This is a genomic window from Nostoc sp. (assembly GCF_036917375.1).
In the GTDB taxonomy this organism is placed as follows: Bacteria; Cyanobacteriota; Cyanobacteriia; order Cyanobacteriales; family Nostocaceae; genus Nostoc.
Genome location: NZ_JBALDN010000092.1, coordinates 88,836 through 104,977, shown reverse-complemented (window position 1 = coordinate 104,977; position 16,142 = coordinate 88,836). Strand labels below are relative to the sequence as shown.

Sequence of the window (16,142 nt, the reverse complement as noted above, 5' to 3'; positions counted from 1 at the left end):
CAATCAATATTTAAAAATCTAGAAATTGTAATCTCTTAATACAGGTTCTTACTAGCTCTGATATCGCCTAAATACATTATCTTGATCGATAAACCGTAGTTTATAACATAATAAAGTCTTTCACAGTTTTCAACAAAAAGCAAGTATTTTACCAAACAACTTCAAACGTAAATTTATGTAAAATCAACTGAGTTATCTTTCTCAATAGCTTGCTCTGTAACGTCTTTTGTGTAGTGGTTCAATTTTGGTTCATAAAATACTTAAATTCGATAAGTTTGCCGTAGTTTAATAAATTTTTTTAAACGGTTTTGTCTAGATAGAAAAGACGCGAAATTGGATTGTCTTTGTCTTGCGGCATTAACATTCGCTCACTTAAGACTCAAGAATCCCCGGACTTTTGATTAAACGAATGTAAAAATTTTTATTCAGTCCGGGGAGTGTCAAAGGTTAAAACCTAAAGACAGTACGAACCCAAGCAAATAAACTATCAGGATTGCTGGCATCCGAGTTCGGTGCAGTAATCCAGATCAAACCCGGTGTAACCTCAATATTATCTCCGATTCTATATTGGTAGAATGCTTCAACGTGCAGCGAAGTATCTTTATCCGCTTGTCCTGCACCCGCTCCCAAATCTACACCCCTACTGAGACTAATCATTTTTGGTTCCATACCAACTAAAACCCCGCCTAGAGCACCTTCACTAAAAAGATCCGGGAATGCCAGTCCTACCGCCCAATCCATAGCTTCGCCATCTCCGCGTCCCAAATAGCGGTGTGCTGCATAACTTACCCACGCATTGACTGCAAACTTGGAATTAACTTGATAAAACGCCTGTAGACCATAAAGGTTGCCTATAGTTGCCGCTCCCGGCACGGTGCTGTTTACCAGGTTACTCCCAACTGCTGGCCCGAAATTTGTTCCGCTAAAACCTATGGTATTTGGTGGGCTATAGGTATTAACGTAAGTTGCAGCTATCCGAAAATTCCTATTACCGGAGTAGTATATCAACTGTGCTAAAGCTAAATATCTGCCTGTAAATAAGCCGTTATTAGTTGTGGGATTACCACCGTTTGGTGCGCTGTAAGCTAGCCCTAATTGAACCTGTTTGCCAAATCCCTGGAGTATGGCAATTCCAGGGCCGCTATCTCCATAGTTATAGACCAAAGACCGCCGTGAAAATCGTGAAATCCCATTAGCACCAGTCGCAGAAGACGATTCAAAATATGGGTTAACTGGACCAGAAAGACCTATCTCACTAGCTCCATCGGACAAGGGATAAATGTTGACTTGGGTATTTGGAGTAGCTAGAAACCGATAGCGAACACCACTGAGAATTAGAGTGTTGCGTGCAAAAGTAATACTGGAGTTATCGGCAGTTCTCCCCTCATAAGTTCCCAATAATCCAGCTCTTGTTTGTCCCAGTGATTCAATATTTCCACCTCCTATTGTTATACCTAGTGAATCTTTTCCGTTAAAACTGGAGTTTAATCGTAAAGTCGTTGAGCCTTGAAGTGTGACATTATTAGGTGCTGGTCTCTTGGTGACAACATTATTGCCCGCTATAAGTTCGCTAGCAACAATCTGGACTCGACCTATAAGTTTGGTTGTGGTTGTAAACTGAGTTGCTTCTAACTTTGCAGATCGTGCTTCCAGGCTATCTACGCGTCCCCGAAGTTGGGCGAGTTCTGGAGAAAATTGTTCTTGTAGTTTTTTGATGGTATCCAAGTCTTCGCGTTTAACTAAATCTGTTGTCGAAGTCGCTATTAGTTCATTGAGGCGATCTAAAGCTGCATTCAACCCAGCGGCAAATTCATAGCGCGTTAGAGAGCGATCGCCTTTAAATGTACCATCTGTATATCCTGCAATTACACCGTAGCGCTCAACTAGAGACTGTAATGCTTGAAATGCCCAATCTGTCGGCTTAATATCTGATAGTTGCGAGACGGATGTAACTTGCCCTGCTGCATTATTTGGAGCTTTTTGCTTACTTGGCGGTGTAGCTTGCAACAATTGTGATACAGGTATCACTAGATCTTGCAGCTCGTTTGGAGCTTTTTTACGAGTGACTGGTGCAATTGAAGTGTCTACTGTTTGATTGACAACTGCTTCTGGAGCTTTGTTCTCTTCTACTTCAATAGTAGATACATCAGATTTAGGTAATTCAGCCTGACTTTTAGCTGGGTGAAAAACCAGTATAGCTAGAATATCTAGCACCGAAAGCAGGAACACTATGGATCTATAATTCCAGCGAAATTTCGACATGACTCCTTAACTCCTCAACCTTAAAGATGAATAAATTCGCTCTTAATTTGGCATAAAAGACAAGACAAATCATTGCTCTAATGTTTAAAAAAACGATTAGAACATAGATTAACCAGGCTTTAGCCGCTGAAAAAAGTGCAAAGTTCTGATAAATATCGAAACCAGTACTAAGTAGTTGAATGTCTAATCCTAAATTCGCAGCAAACTAGGAATTGTGATGTTTAAAATAATCCTAAAAACATCTAGAATCAGACAATGACTGCCTTAGCAAAGACTTTTCTATTTTTAAGGGAAACTCAACCACACCTTATATGAACCGATCCTTCTAATACATCCTAAAATCCTTTTTTTGGTTATGCTGTATAAAGTTCATCAATGGCTACTGACATTGACTCAAGCTTGATTTAAATGCGATTATTTGCCAATTAACATTAATTGAAAACACCATTTTCTAATCAGCTATATTTTGACAGCATCAATTGTTATGCAAGTACGATACTTCTATCGACTTACCGTACATTGGTAGCATTATCTTTGCATAGAGCTTGGTACAATGCAAGACCTAGTACTTTTTCATCAGAGCCATGAAGATGACCGCGGCCACTCTACTAAGCCTAAGTAGGTTGATAACTACAGTGGCACTATTGAAAAGGACACTAGACCATTGACAGCAAGGGCTAAGGATTTGCTAAAAGTGTATTTAACTCCGCAGCAAAGCGGGAATTGCGCTCGAACCGAATTGCTGTTTGCTGAAAGCCAACCCAAGAACGTAAAGATCGTAACCTTTATCCAAACACAGACTTAGAAAGTGCTAAGTTAGCAAGGTTTCTGTCGATGAAACCAGAAATGAACACTTCAAAGTCGCAAAAATGTGGGTAGTTGACACAAAACTTGTATTCTTCACGACAGCTATTGTTGCAAAAAAAGTGTCATGATTATTGGGATTGTGCGTGAAAACGTCAATCTTGTGGGCAGTTATTCTTTATGAATCATTAATCTATCACTGGCGTTTTAAATAATTTCCTGTAAAATGCTGATTATAAACTACGGTAATTCGATCGGTCTATCGTAGGAAGCCCCTTGTACCCTGCCTGACACAAATGCAAATTCTTTGGTTTATCCCTACTGGATCTCATGATGGACGCTATTTAGGCACAGATATTGGCTCTCGTGTTGTCACACCTGATTATTTACAACAAATTGCCCAAGCTGTGGATAGTTTAGGCTACACGGGCGCATTGTTACCGACAGGGAGTTCTTGTGAAGATGCTTGGATAACTGCCGCTGCTTTCATATCTGTCACCAAGCAGATGAAATTTCTGGTGGCAATTCGTCCAGGGATTACTTCCCCAGGTGCTGCTGCACGGATGGCAGCAACATTTGACCGAATTTCTAAAGGAAGATTGTTAATTAATGTAGTGACAGGTGGAGATCCGGTGCAGCTGGCTGGGGATGGCTTGCATCTTAGTCATGACGATCGCTATGATTTAACCGATGAATTTCTCAGAGTTTGGCGGGGTATCGTCAGTGGGGAAACAGTCGATTTTAAAGGAAACTACCTGGATATCAAAGGTGGTAAACTCCTATTCCCACCAGTCCAAAAACCTTATCCACCTTTGTGGTTTGGTGGCTCATCTGCTGCCGCCAAGCGGGTTGCTGCTAAACATATAGATGTTTACCTGACTTGGGGCGAACCTCCACAACAAGTGGCCCAAAAGATTGCCGAAGTTAGAAAATTGGCGGCTGAACAAGGTAGAACAGTCCGTTTTGGGATTCGCTTGCATGTAATTGTGCGAGAAACCGAGTCAGCTGCTTGGGATGCAGCCAATGAGCTAATTAAGTATGTGGATGAGGATGCGATCGCTAAAGCTCAGAAAGACTTAGCTCAATCTGATTCTGAAGGACAGCGGCGCATGAGTCAACTACATAGTGGTAGTCGAGAAGTTTTAGAGATTAGCCCCAACCTCTGGACAGGAATTGGATTGGTGCGGGGTGGTGCTGGTACGGCCTTAGTCGGAGATCCTGACACAGTTGCCGCTAGGATGCTGGAATATCGCAATTTGGGGATAGAAACATTCGTTTTCTCTGGATATCCCCATTTAGAAGAAGCGTATCGCACCGCTGAATTATTATTTCCCCGCCTACCTTTGCAAAGCGAACCTGCACCTTTAACACCACCAGTCTTGAGTTCTGTTGGCGAAATCGTCGCCAATGAAAAATTTGCGAAACAACTTACAAGTGCTTCATGACCTAATAGTTAGTAATTTGCTCTTTAATTACAAATTACTAATTTTGTTGGTGATGCTTCTAGATTCATCCTTTGGAACAATCTAAAATCCCAAATTCCATGACTATTACCTTTAAAAGCACCAAAAGCAAAAACAAGATATCCCTGAGCGAGGTGTTAAACAACCCGCAAATCGAGAAAATAGTTCCCTGGATTGTACCTGTTACCATATTAATTCTTTGGGAACTTGCTTCTAGAACTGGTCTACTTTCAAGCAGGATTTTACCAGCCCCTAGTGGTGTAATCGCTACAGCGATTAAACTTGGCTCAACTGGAGAACTATTCCAACATATAGGAATTAGTGCTGGGCGGGCGATATCTGGTTTTATAGTTGGTGGCAGTATTGGGTTCAGTTTAGGATTGCTCAATGGCTTTTCCCGGATCGCAGAAAAGTTATTGGATAGTTCCTTACAAATGCTCCGTACTATCCCTAATTTGGCATTAATTCCGCTAGTGATTCTCTGGTTTGGGATTGGCGATCAAGCTAGATTATTTCTAGTATCTATGGGGGTATTTTTCCCGATATATCTCAATACATTTCATGGCATCCGTAGTGTTGACCCCGGACTGATTGAAATGGGAAAAGTTTATGGATTAAAAACACCACAACTTCTGTGGCAAATCATTTTTCCAGGAGCATTGTCTTCGATTCTCGTTGGTGTCCGTTTTTCATTGGGGATTATGTGGCTGACACTCATTGTGGCAGAAACGATCGCGGCAGATTCCGGTCTTGGTTATATGGCAATGAATGCCCGTGAATTTATGCAAACCGATGTTGTGGTTTTGAGTATTTTAATCTATGCACTGCTGGGTAAATTAGCAGATGCTGTTGCTAGAGGGTTAGAAAAAAAATTCTTGTCTTGGAACCCCAGTTATCAAAAGTCATAAATGCTAAATTCACCAGAATCAAAGGTTGAAAAATCTTGATTTTAAATGTGGTTTCCTTTCTTCAACATCTCATCAAATAATTAAATTCCAATTGCTCTCAAAAAGGAGGTTTTGCAAGTGAGTTCAAATGTACAGGGTACACAACTAAGTATTTTGGATTTGACGAAATCTTTTGGCAAGAAAACTGTTTTAAACTCGCTGAATTTAGAAGTTGAAGCAGGTGAGTTTGTCGCTATTGTCGGACGAAGTGGTTGTGGTAAAAGTACCTTATTGCGTCTTGTGTCAGGATTAGATAGAGCAACTTCAGGTGGAATACTACTTGATGGAGAACCACTACATAGACTCAGCCGCTCTGTAACAGTGATGTTTCAAGATCCCCGCTTGCTGCCGTGGAAGCGCGTTGTTCAGAACGTGGGGTTGGGCTTAGAAGGTAATTGGCGTGAAAAAGCTTTGTGGGTACTCAATAAAGTCGGACTCAAAGATAGAGCTGATGAGTGGCCTTATGTTTTGTCTGGAGGACAACGGCAACGGGTATCATTAGCCAGAGCGTTAGCCAGTCAGCCCCGTTTGTTATTGCTAGATGAACCTTTGGGAGCATTGGATGCTCTAACTCGGCAAGAAATGCAGCATTTGATTGAAAATTTGTGGCAAGAGCGAAGATTTACTGCGTTTTTAGTTACTCACGATGTGGAAGAGGCTGTGGCGTTGGCAGACCGAGTGATAGTGATCGATCAAGGAAAGATTTCTATGGATTTACCTGTGAAACTTTCACGCCCGCGAGATCGAAGCAGCGAAGTGTTTATCAATATCAGAGAAGCTATTTTAGAACGAGTAATGAGCAATGATAATACTCAGGTAAACAACCAGTTATTACAGCTGAGTAGTTGAGATTTAAGCTTTTTGTAGTCAATCAATATTAAACTTGAGGTAGCTGCGGTAAATAGGCTACTTCGAGATTAAAACTTGCTCTTAAAAAACAGCTATATATAGCAATAAAAAATTATTAATTAACAATCAAAATACCTCTCAGTCTTGCTCTTTGCTAGTCTAGGTGATTTTTTCTATACTCACGATCTAGATAAACTAAAATATAATAATCTATATCGATTGATTGAAAAAAATAATAAATATCTAATGATTGTCAAAAAGTTAACAAAGTATAATGCAGAAGATTATAGACAGATCAGATTAGAAGCTTTAGATAAAAATCCAGATTCATTTGGCACAACCTATCAAGAAGAAGCAATTAAGACGATAGAACAATTTCAGGCTAGAATTCCAGTAGATAATAATAACTTTATTTTGGGATGTTTTGAGGATAAAAATTTAATTGGAATAGTCGCATTTCAGCAAGAATCAAGAATAAAACTCCGGCATAAAGCATATATTAGTAGCATGTATGTTCAAGAAAAGTATAGGGAAAAAGGTATAGGTAAATTATTACTAAATGAATTAATTGAAAGAGCAAAAACTATTAAAGACGTAGAAATATTATTACTTGATATTGTTAAGAGTAACTTTTTAGCAAAACCACTTTATTTATCATTGGGGTTTCAAATATATGGAACAGAGAAAAGAGCGTATAAATATAATAACCAATATTTTGATTTAGAGTTTATGTGTTTACATATTAAATAATTATCCATGAAATATTAGTAAATATCATCATAATTTGTGCCAAGAAAAAATGGCACTCATTTTTTTGTCACATATATATAGGCAATTTCCAGAAATAGCCTTGTAAATAAAGAAGAGGTAATCTACAATGAAGCTCATTTTGCCGCTCGATTTGGTTGCTGACATTGAGCCACATCTACCACCCAATACACAGGTTGTACGAGTAGATGTTGAAGGAAATTTAGATGGGGATGCTAGCGATGCTGAAGTTTATTTCAGTTGGTTTTTATCCAGAAGTCCGACGCTGCATAAAATACTAGAAGCAGCACCAGCACTACGTTGGCATCATGCACCAAATGCAGGGGTGAATCACATCCTGACACCAACTTATTTGCAAAGAGATATTATCCTCACAAATGGGGCTGGAGTACATGGAATTCCGATCGCAGAATTTGTCATTACTTACATACTGGCTCATGCCAAACACCTGCCAGAATTATATGCTTTACAGGCTGAACGTCACTGGAAAAGAGGTTTTGCTATCCAAGAGTTAACAGATGCAACCTTGCTAATTATTGGCGCTGGTGGTATTGGTCAAGAAATTGCCGCCCGTGCTAAACCCTTCGGCTTAAAAATTATTGGCAGTCGTCGTCATCCCCAAGAGCTACCAAACTTTGATAAAGTAGTGGGTGCTGATGAATGGCGATCGCTCCTGCCAGAGGTGGATTATGTAGTTATTGCAACACCTCTAACTCCCGAAACCAAAGAATTTATTGATGAATCTGTATTGCGATCGCTCCCAAATCATGCCTACCTAATTAATATTGCTCGCGGCGGCGTAGTCGATGAATCGGCATTAATAAAAGCGCTTACAGAAGGTTGGATTGCAGGTGCAGCATTAGACACAGTTAACTCCGAACCGTTACCACCAGAAAGTCCTTTGTGGTCACTTCCTAACATTTTTATCACCCCTCATACTTCCGGTCATTCACCCAAGAGTAAACAGCGTTCAATAGCTCTATTTATCGACAATCTAAAGCGTTACCAAGCTGGTCAGCCTTTACGAAATGTAGTAGATAAAAAAGCAGGATACTAAACAATTACAGCAGTTTTCTTTTGCATGAGGTACAAATTCACTGGTTTTGAGGCAGAAGGCAGTGTTTCGACTACGCGGCAGTTGAGCGTAGTCGAAACTCAACAACCAGGCAGGAGGGAGAAGAATAATTTGATTTGTGAATCCTTGGTTCTGTACCTCATTTAGTTGCAAACTGCTGCAAAAATTAAAAACTAAAACTGAAGAGGTGCTGCCAATTGGGTTGCACAATCCAAAATCCAAATCCAAAATGGAATTAGGGAGTAGTAAATTGTGAAATTAATTTTACCCGATCATCTCATTGCAGATATAGAGCCACACCTACCATCTAATATCGATGTAGTAGAGGTGGATAGTGAAGGTAATCTCGATGGTGATGCCAGTGATGCAGAGATTTATGTCAATGGATTTTACCTGAAAACCTCTACTCTTGACAAAGTACTGACAGCAGCACCCGCGCTGCGTTGGCAACAGTCACCAAGTGCTGGCGTAAATCACATCCTCACGCCAACTTTTTTGCAAAAGGATATTATCCTCACTAACGGCGCAGGAGTTCATGCAATTCCAATTTCGGAATTTGTACTGGCATTTATGCTCTATCACGCCAAGAATCTGCGGAAATTACAAACTTTGCAGAATGAACACACTTGGGTAAGAGGAGTGTTTCTCGAAGAGTTGGCAGACGCGACTTTATTAATTCTCGGTACAGGAAATATCGGTCAAGCGATCGCATCTCGTGCTAAAGCCTTTGGAGTTACAGTATGGGGTAGTCGCCGCCATCCGGAACCCCTGCCAAATTTTGACAAAGTAGTGGGTGCTGATGAGTGGCGCTCGCTCCTCCCAACCGCAGACTATGTAGTTATTGCCACACCATTAACTCCAGAAACTAAAGGCTCGATCGATGAAGCTGCGTTGCGCTCTATGCGTCAGTCTGCTTACCTAATTAACATTGCTCGTGGTGCGATCGTAGATGAAGCTGCATTGGTTACTGCACTACGTGAAGGCTGGATTGCGGGTGCTGGATTAGACACTGTTGCAACCGAACCTCTGCCACCGGAAAGTCCCTTGTGGTCGCTACCAAACGCCTTTATCACACCCCATTGTTCAGCCTTGTCGCCACGCCTGAGAGAGCGCATAGCACAACTATTTATCGACAATCTTCAACGCTACCAAAACGGTCAGCCCTTGCGGAATGTTGTAGATAAGCAAGCTGGATACTAAATATTGGGCATTGGGAATTGGGCATTGGGCATTGGGCAATAAATAATCAATAGTTTTTCTTCCTCACTTCCTCATCTCCTATTTCCCATTCCCTATGCCCCATGCCCATCATTTAACTTTCAGCACCGACTTTCCTAATGACTGGCAAATAACATCATTTTGCGGCGTATGTATACGGCTGCACAAAACGTCACGGTAGTGACGCTCTAAAGGATTTCTTTTTAATAAACCAGGATTGCCAGTTAATTCTAAGGCAATTTCTACAGCACGAATCGAGTTGGTTGTGGTGAGATATTTAACAGCTTGTGCCTGTAATCCTACGTTAGGCTCATACTCACCCTTGTCAATATCTTGAGCCAAACTATAAATCAATCTATTATTAGCAAACAGCAGCGCTTCTATCTCACCCACGGCAGTTTGGAAGCGTGGCAGAGTTGCCAGTGGCTCTTTGAGATTAGAAGGCGATCGCTCCCAAAGATATTTAACAAGCCAGTCTCGCGCACTACTAGCAACACCGAGATATAAGGCACTTAGTGTCAAACTGCCCCAAGTGGAAATTAGCGGATCAAAAGATGGTGCAACTGATATAGGGTTGATATTTAGAGCATACTCTGAGGGAATTAATACATTCTCTAAAATAAGGTCATGGCTGCCTGTAGCTCTCATCCCTAAGTGATCCCAGGTTTCGACAATTCGCAAACCTGGCAGATCGCGCGGAACCAGAAAATTCCCAACTTGTGGTTCATCTTCGGTTGTCCGTGCCCAAACAACAAAATAGCTGAGGATGGGACTGCCTGTGGTGTATTGCTTATGTCCTGTTAAACGCCAGCCGTCTTTTGTGCGTTCGGCAATTGTCGCTGGCAATCCGCCTCTCGCTGGCGTTCCTAGCTCTGGTTCAACACGGGCTGCATTCAGCAGGGCAATGCCTTCGATTGATTCACGACACAGCCGCTTATATACTTCTGGATGCCAGCGACGGCTACGGGCTGCATGAGCATGTTGAAGATAGTGCATTGTCAGTACTAATGCGGTCGAAGCATCGCCACGAGCTATCCCTTCAATCACCCGACAGATAGTTGCCAAACCTAAATCCTGGCCACCGAATTCACGTGGAATAGTGAGGTTGAGTAATCCTGCCTCATGCAAAGCTGTAAAATTCTCGAAAGGAAAGGAAGCATCTCTATCATGTGCCCCTGCGCGGCTGGCAAAATCTTTGGCCAGAGCCTCAACTTGGTCGAAAATATTGGGGATAGTTTCTAAGCCTTGGGCTACAAAGGTGTCTGGCACTGCTTGCTCCAACTGTGACATAAGTACTCCTTCGTAATTCACTGTACTACTAAATCAGAGATGTTTTTCAATATGGAAGCATCTCAAGTTTGTAGGAATATCAATTTTTCGCACGACGCCAGTCTTCCTTTACCCCCAATCCTCATTGCTTTAACTGTATTACTTCTAATGCTCCTAAAAATACTACTTAAAATCGACCAAGATTTAGTAATTTAGTGCTTTTTGTCAGTATGACACAAACTCTTTTCATAGAGCAAGCCAAGCAGAAAATTCAGCGATCGCCCCACAACTACTTAGGAACTGAATTCTCTACTGGTCTTTTAAGCTAATCATCATTCAAATTAAATCTCCGCGTTTGGAACCAAGCACGGAGAAACAAGCGTTTAAATATTCTCTGTTGAGAGTAATATAAAGATTCCTAGATAACCCAGGGATAATTTTCTCATCAAGTAGATTTTCCGATGGATAAATATACAGCAACAGCATTGGCGATCGCAACCAAGGTGATACTGGTTGCTTTTATAGCGGTTCCTCTATTACTGAGGTATAACTGGACTTGATATATAAATTTTTAACTTTGAGGATGTACCTTATCTGATTAAGAACCGTTATGGATGATTTTCTATATTTTACCAAATCGATGGTGTCGCACTTTCGTCAGGGCAGTGCCTCTATAACCACCATTCAATTTATCCATTTATTACTTTACTCGATCGCATCGCAATCTTAGGTTTTAAAAGACGAATTTGCGATTTATTGTCATTTTTTGAACTATAGACTCATTTAAACACGATGATTATTTCTCAACTTCTATCAAGCTGTAATATGTATTACTGCTATGCCCTTGATGCTAAAAATGCTAAGATTACGGTAGTTAACTAGTGTTGTGTGCCCGATCACAACATTAATGTGTTTTACCTCACAGCTAATTTAAACAACTTAATTGTTACCTTTAAGGAAACAATAGTTGCCTATATGACTACCATCATGTTATGCCACTTAGCTATTTAAAGATTTAATGTATAAATGGTTGTGAAATATATTTTTTTTGTTAAAAATCATCTATTAAGTGACTTGTCAGAAAATTTACATTAAGAAACTACTAAAATATCTAAATTTCAGAGCATAAGGAGTGTAAGCTAATTATGTAAATATCATGTTTGTATGTAAATATGATGATGTTCGCAAGTCTCTTTTGGTCACTTGCATTTGTTACACAATAGGAGGTATAATACAAACGTTAAATAACTTGCTAGATGCTCCCTAAAAGATACTAAGCAGTGCTGGAAAAAGATCCATTCTGGAATCTCCAAGCAAACTGAAGCAATATTTGTTTAAGGGGATTTTTGCTTAGTCGGTAAAATACTACTTAAACGAAAATTACCATGTGCTTTTATAGCTTGATAGTTTTTCTAGTCTTCTGTTTCCTGTAGCCTACTCAAAATCCTTTTTTGTTCCAGGTTGCACGATCGGGATGAAGCTATCCCGGAGACTATCCCCTAGACTCGCCAAAGCACTAGGGAATAATATGCTGGGAGCTAATTGCACATTGTGTAAATTTCTGATTAACACTACAACGTTAGTCAGATTTGTAGTTGTGGTTTTTTTGCTGTCAGGCTTTGATTACACAACTGCTAATGAATTACGTTTTCACAGAATTTACGACTCAATGCAATTTCTAACTACAATTATGTCACACCATTTAAGTCAAGACAAGGCTGTTAAAAAGTTAGGAATGTCTGAAAACATTCTTTTAAAAATTCTTCCGAGTCAGGTCTTGTTCAAGAGTATGAAAGCTAACTTTCAACCATAACATTGTCCTGAACTAGAAAAAACTTCAAAAGTTTGTGATTGAGAAACGAAATACTTTGCATAGCTATTGCTGCATACAGCAAATTATATTGCGAAAATAGTTCCTCTTAATCATCACCTACAACTACTGCTGATTGCAAAAATGAGCAATCCATATTTGTGCAGAGTCTGTCAATGCAGCTAGTTGCTTTTGAAGCTAAATGCCGATAAATAAAGCTCTAGCTCGATATTCTGGCATTTACACTAGTTATTGCTACATCAATAACTCGCTGCAACAAGTAGATTTGCCCACTCAATAAAAATACCTGGTATGTAAAAGATAGATGCTTTCCTAGCGTACTGCTTCTCTCTAAACTCTACTTTAATAAAGCTTAGAGTTTCCTCGGTGAAAATACGGGATTAAATAATATTTTTAATAAAGTTTTGAATTGGATTCCGACTGATAAGTAAATTTTTTTGTGGAGATTAGAAAATGCCACCAGTGCTTTCTGAGCAACATGTGGGTGAAAGAATTTTGTACACCTTGGGTACAAAACTTTCAGAAAAAGAATTAGAGAACTTCTTGGCAGAAATGGAGATTGTCGAGCCACCATCAGCAAAGCAATTCTGGGAATCTGCACAGACGAATCCTGGTATATACATTATTCTTACAGGTAAAGTCCGACTATTAGATAGCTCTGAAAATTTAATTACTACCTTTGGTGCATGGTCTGTTTTTGGTGAATTGACCTTGTTTCCCGAAGCTAACTTTAGTTCTTATGTAGCTAGAGCTTCGACAAGCTTAAAACTTGGCTATTTCAGGCAAGAAGCATTGCAAAGGTTGATAGACAAGTATCCTAACATTCGCGATCGCCTATTTGCCCGTGCAGAACTTTGGGATTTGTTGTTGTTATGTCGCCAAGTATCGCAATTCCCACGCCATACATCACAAGTTTCGGGAATGCTCAAAGCCTTATCTTTGTTTGAGCGACACCAGTTAGACACTGGCTCAGTAAGTCCACAAATATCTCAAGATTCACAGTTGTGGTTATTGTACAAAGGTCAACTGCGGCATTCTGAAGGCGATTCTTTGACACCAGGTACAATCTTTGCTCAACCAAAACAAGGAGATTGGGAAACAACGCAACCAACGATTGCTTACATTCTAAAAAACGACCAGATGCAAACAGCACTAGAATACTTCCCGGAGTTAGGGGAGTGGGCTTTTGCCATGAGTGTCAGCGGGACGGAATTGGAGACTGAGGACACAACGACCGGCTCAGTACATCGCAGGGGATTGGGTACTAGAGAAAAAACTTTCCCATCTCCAAAATCTAAAATTATTCCTTTTCCCCAAAAAGAGAAGCAGTCACAACAACAGCCAACAAAAAAATCGCGTTTTTACTTTCCCAGCCCAAAAGTACAAGTGGGGCATTGGTGGAAACGCATCACCAAAAGCTATCCTTTCTATGCCCAACAAAGTGCAGCTGATTGTGGCTCTGCTTGCTTGGTGATGATTGGTAACTATTGGGGCAAACATTTTAGTATCAATCGTCTACGGGATATGACCAATGTCACTCGCAACGGTGCATCCCTAAAGGCTATGGCAGCAACAGCAGAATACCTGGGTTTTGCCACCCGTCCAGTGAAAGCTACTCTTGATAAATTTGCAGAACAACCTTTACCTGCAATTGCTCACTGGGAAGGCAAACACTTTATTGTTGTCTATGAAATTACCAAAAAGCGGGTGATTGTATGCGACCCAGCTCTTGGTCAACGCAGTCTGACAAAAGCTGAATTTCAAGCGGGTTGGACTGGTTATGCATTGTTACTGCAACCGACAGCTCTACTAAAAAGTGCTAAGGACGAAAGTAGAAGCTTCTGGAAATTTTTTGAGTTAGTTAAACCTCACTATCGAACACTGCTAGAAATTTTCATAGCTTCGATAGTTATTCAATTATTTGGGTTAGTAACGCCAGTATTTACCCAGTTGTTGCTCGACAGAGTACTTGTACAACGCAGCGTTCCAACCTTAAACGCCATTGGTTTGGGAATGATTGTTTTTGGGTTGTTTGGTGTTGCTGTCAACGGTGTACGGCAATATCTCTTATTTCACACTGCTAACCGCATTAGTATTGCCTTACTCGTAGGCTTCATCAAACATACCTTCCGTTTACCCCTTGCTTATTTCGAGTCTCGTTTCGTTGGGGATATAATCTCGCGCATCCAAGAAAACCAAAAAATTCAGCACTTCCTGACTGGTCAGACACTCTCGATTGTGTTGGATATGCTGACATTAGTGGTTTATCTGGCTTTGATGTTTTCCTATAGCTGGCGGATGGCATTATTCGTGCTATGTACTGTACCGCCATTTTTTATCTTGGCGCTGGCCAGCACAAGTATTTTGCGCCGCATCTCCAGAGATATTTTTAATGCAGCTACCAAAGAACAAAGCTATCTCATCGAATCCCTAAGCGGAATTCGTACAGTCCGTTCATTAGCAATTGAACAGACAGTGCGTTGGCGTTGGGAGGAACTGCTAAATGATTTAATCAAAAAAGACTTTAATGCTCAAATAATTGACAATCGCTTGCAAATTATCAGTGGCGTAATTCACACCTTTGTAAATACTTCATTGCTGTGGTATGGAGCAACCCAGGTAATTAATAACGAACTAACTATTGGGCAATTAGTTGCTTTCAATATGTTGGTGGGTAACGTTTTGAGTCCTTTCCAGCGACTGGCTTTACTGTGGAATGAATTACAGGAAATCGTGATTTCCACTGAACGCATTAATGATGTGTTGGAGGCGGAACCAGAAGAAGACTTAGAAACTAAACCCCGCAAGTCGTTGGGTAAACTTCGCGGTAACATTTGTTTTCAAAATGTTACCTTTCGTTATCACTCAGAAAGCGACACTAACGTATTAGAAAATCTCAACTTTGAAATTAAACCGGAACAGATGGTTGCAGTCGTAGGGCGCAGCGGTTCTGGAAAAACAACTCTCAGTAAATTGATTTTGGGTTTATACCCACCGACAGATGGCAAAATCCTCATTGATGGTAACGATATCACCAGTGTATCTATGCGATCGCTCCGTTCCCAAGTCGGCGTTGTAGACCAAGATACTTTTCTGTTTGGTGGAACTGTTCGCGAAAACATTGCGATCGCTAATCCAAATGCTTCTTCAGAAGAAATTATCCAAGCAGCAAAATATGCTGGAGCCGATGAATTTATTCAAAAATTACCGCTGGGTTACGAATCAGAAATTGGTGAAAGCGGCGGAATGCTCTCTGGTGGACAGCGCCAACGCCTAGCTATTGCTCGTGCTTTGCTCGGAAATCCTCGGTTATTACTGTTTGATGAAGCCACTAGTCACCTAGATTCAGAATCAGAACGGATTATTCAAAACAACCTCAAAACAATTCTAAAAGGACGTACAAGTGTAATTATTGCCCATCGCCTCTCTACAGTCCGCAACGCGGACTTAATCCTGGTTTTAGATCAAGGTATTTTGGTAGAAAGCGGTACCCACGACGAATTAATCGCTAAAAAAGGTCATTATTACTACCTGAATCAACAACAGATGTCTCAAGTTAGTTGATGGGGCATTGGGCAGTCTTTTTATTCTCGACGAGACTCTGCGTAAACAATTTTGAATTTTGAATTTTGAATTTTGAATTTTGAATTGATTTC

Annotated in this window: 9 protein-coding genes; 7 read left to right on the top strand and 2 right to left on the bottom strand. The window is 40.5% G+C overall.

Features of this window, described 5'->3' with window-relative positions; genetic code table 11:
• Positions 1-447 precede the first annotated feature (447 nt).
• Complete coding sequence (locus V7K45_RS23905) at positions 448-2,262, bottom strand: iron uptake porin (protein WP_335007447.1); 1,815 nt, start codon at positions 2,260-2,262, stop codon at positions 448-450.
• Between the two features lie 1,100 nt (positions 2,263-3,362).
• On the opposite strand from V7K45_RS23905, the gene ssuD reads away from it, so the two are divergent.
• The 6 genes from ssuD to V7K45_RS23870 all read left to right on the top strand — a co-directional run bounded on the left by ssuD (position 3,363) and on the right by V7K45_RS23870 (position 9,368).
• Positions 3,363-4,511, top strand: a complete 1,149-nt coding sequence (gene ssuD, locus V7K45_RS23895; RefSeq protein ID WP_335007446.1) for an FMNH2-dependent alkanesulfonate monooxygenase — start codon at positions 3,363-3,365, stop codon at positions 4,509-4,511.
• Between the two features lie 98 nt (positions 4,512-4,609).
• Complete coding sequence (gene ssuC / locus V7K45_RS23890) at positions 4,610-5,437, top strand: aliphatic sulfonate ABC transporter permease SsuC (protein WP_335007445.1); 828 nt, start codon at positions 4,610-4,612, stop codon at positions 5,435-5,437.
• Between the two features lie 117 nt (positions 5,438-5,554).
• Positions 5,555-6,325: an ATP-binding cassette domain-containing protein gene (locus V7K45_RS23885; RefSeq protein ID WP_335007444.1), complete on the top strand. Its 771-nt coding sequence runs from the start codon at positions 5,555-5,557 to the stop codon at positions 6,323-6,325.
• 219 nt (positions 6,326-6,544) lie between these two features.
• On the top strand, positions 6,545-7,075 hold the full coding sequence (locus V7K45_RS23880) for a GNAT family N-acetyltransferase (protein ID WP_335007443.1): 531 nt from the start codon (positions 6,545-6,547) through the stop codon (positions 7,073-7,075).
• Between the two features lie 127 nt (positions 7,076-7,202).
• The gene (locus V7K45_RS23875; protein ID WP_335007442.1) at positions 7,203-8,150 is read left to right on the top strand and encodes a D-2-hydroxyacid dehydrogenase; all 948 of its coding nucleotides are present in this window, start codon (positions 7,203-7,205) and stop codon (positions 8,148-8,150) included.
• 267 nt (positions 8,151-8,417) lie between these two features.
• Complete coding sequence (locus V7K45_RS23870) at positions 8,418-9,368, top strand: D-2-hydroxyacid dehydrogenase (RefSeq protein WP_335007463.1); 951 nt, start codon at positions 8,418-8,420, stop codon at positions 9,366-9,368.
• Positions 9,369-9,476: 108 nt separating this feature from the next.
• Here V7K45_RS23870 and V7K45_RS23865 read toward each other — a convergent pair whose 3' ends face one another.
• Positions 9,477-10,676 carry an acyl-CoA dehydrogenase family protein gene (locus V7K45_RS23865; protein ID WP_335007441.1) on the bottom strand — a complete coding sequence of 400 codons (1,200 nt, stop codon included), beginning with the start codon at positions 10,674-10,676 and terminating at the stop codon, positions 9,477-9,479.
• Positions 10,677-12,939: 2,263 nt separating this feature from the next.
• On the opposite strand from V7K45_RS23865, the gene V7K45_RS23860 reads away from it, so the two are divergent.
• Positions 12,940-16,050, top strand: coding sequence for a peptidase domain-containing ABC transporter (locus tag V7K45_RS23860; RefSeq protein WP_335007440.1), 3,111 nt, complete (start codon positions 12,940-12,942; stop codon positions 16,048-16,050).
• Positions 16,051-16,142: the final 92 nt, after the last annotated feature.

Bases quoted from the DNA above. Each gene is read 5' to 3' on its own strand.
- V7K45_RS23865 (WP_335007441.1), bottom strand. From the start codon at position 10,676: ATGTCACAGTTGGAGCAAGCAGTGCCAGACACCTTTGTAGCCCAAGGC.
- ssuC (WP_335007445.1), top strand. From the start codon at position 4,610: ATGACTATTACCTTTAAAAGCACCAAAAGCAAAAACAAGATATCCCTG.
- ssuD (WP_335007446.1), top strand. From the start codon at position 3,363: ATGCAAATTCTTTGGTTTATCCCTACTGGATCTCATGATGGACGCTAT.
- V7K45_RS23905 (WP_335007447.1), bottom strand. From the start codon at position 2,262: ATGTCGAAATTTCGCTGGAATTATAGATCCATAGTGTTCCTGCTTTCG.
- V7K45_RS23860 (WP_335007440.1), top strand. From the start codon at position 12,940: ATGCCACCAGTGCTTTCTGAGCAACATGTGGGTGAAAGAATTTTGTAC.
- V7K45_RS23875 (WP_335007442.1), top strand. From the start codon at position 7,203: ATGAAGCTCATTTTGCCGCTCGATTTGGTTGCTGACATTGAGCCACAT.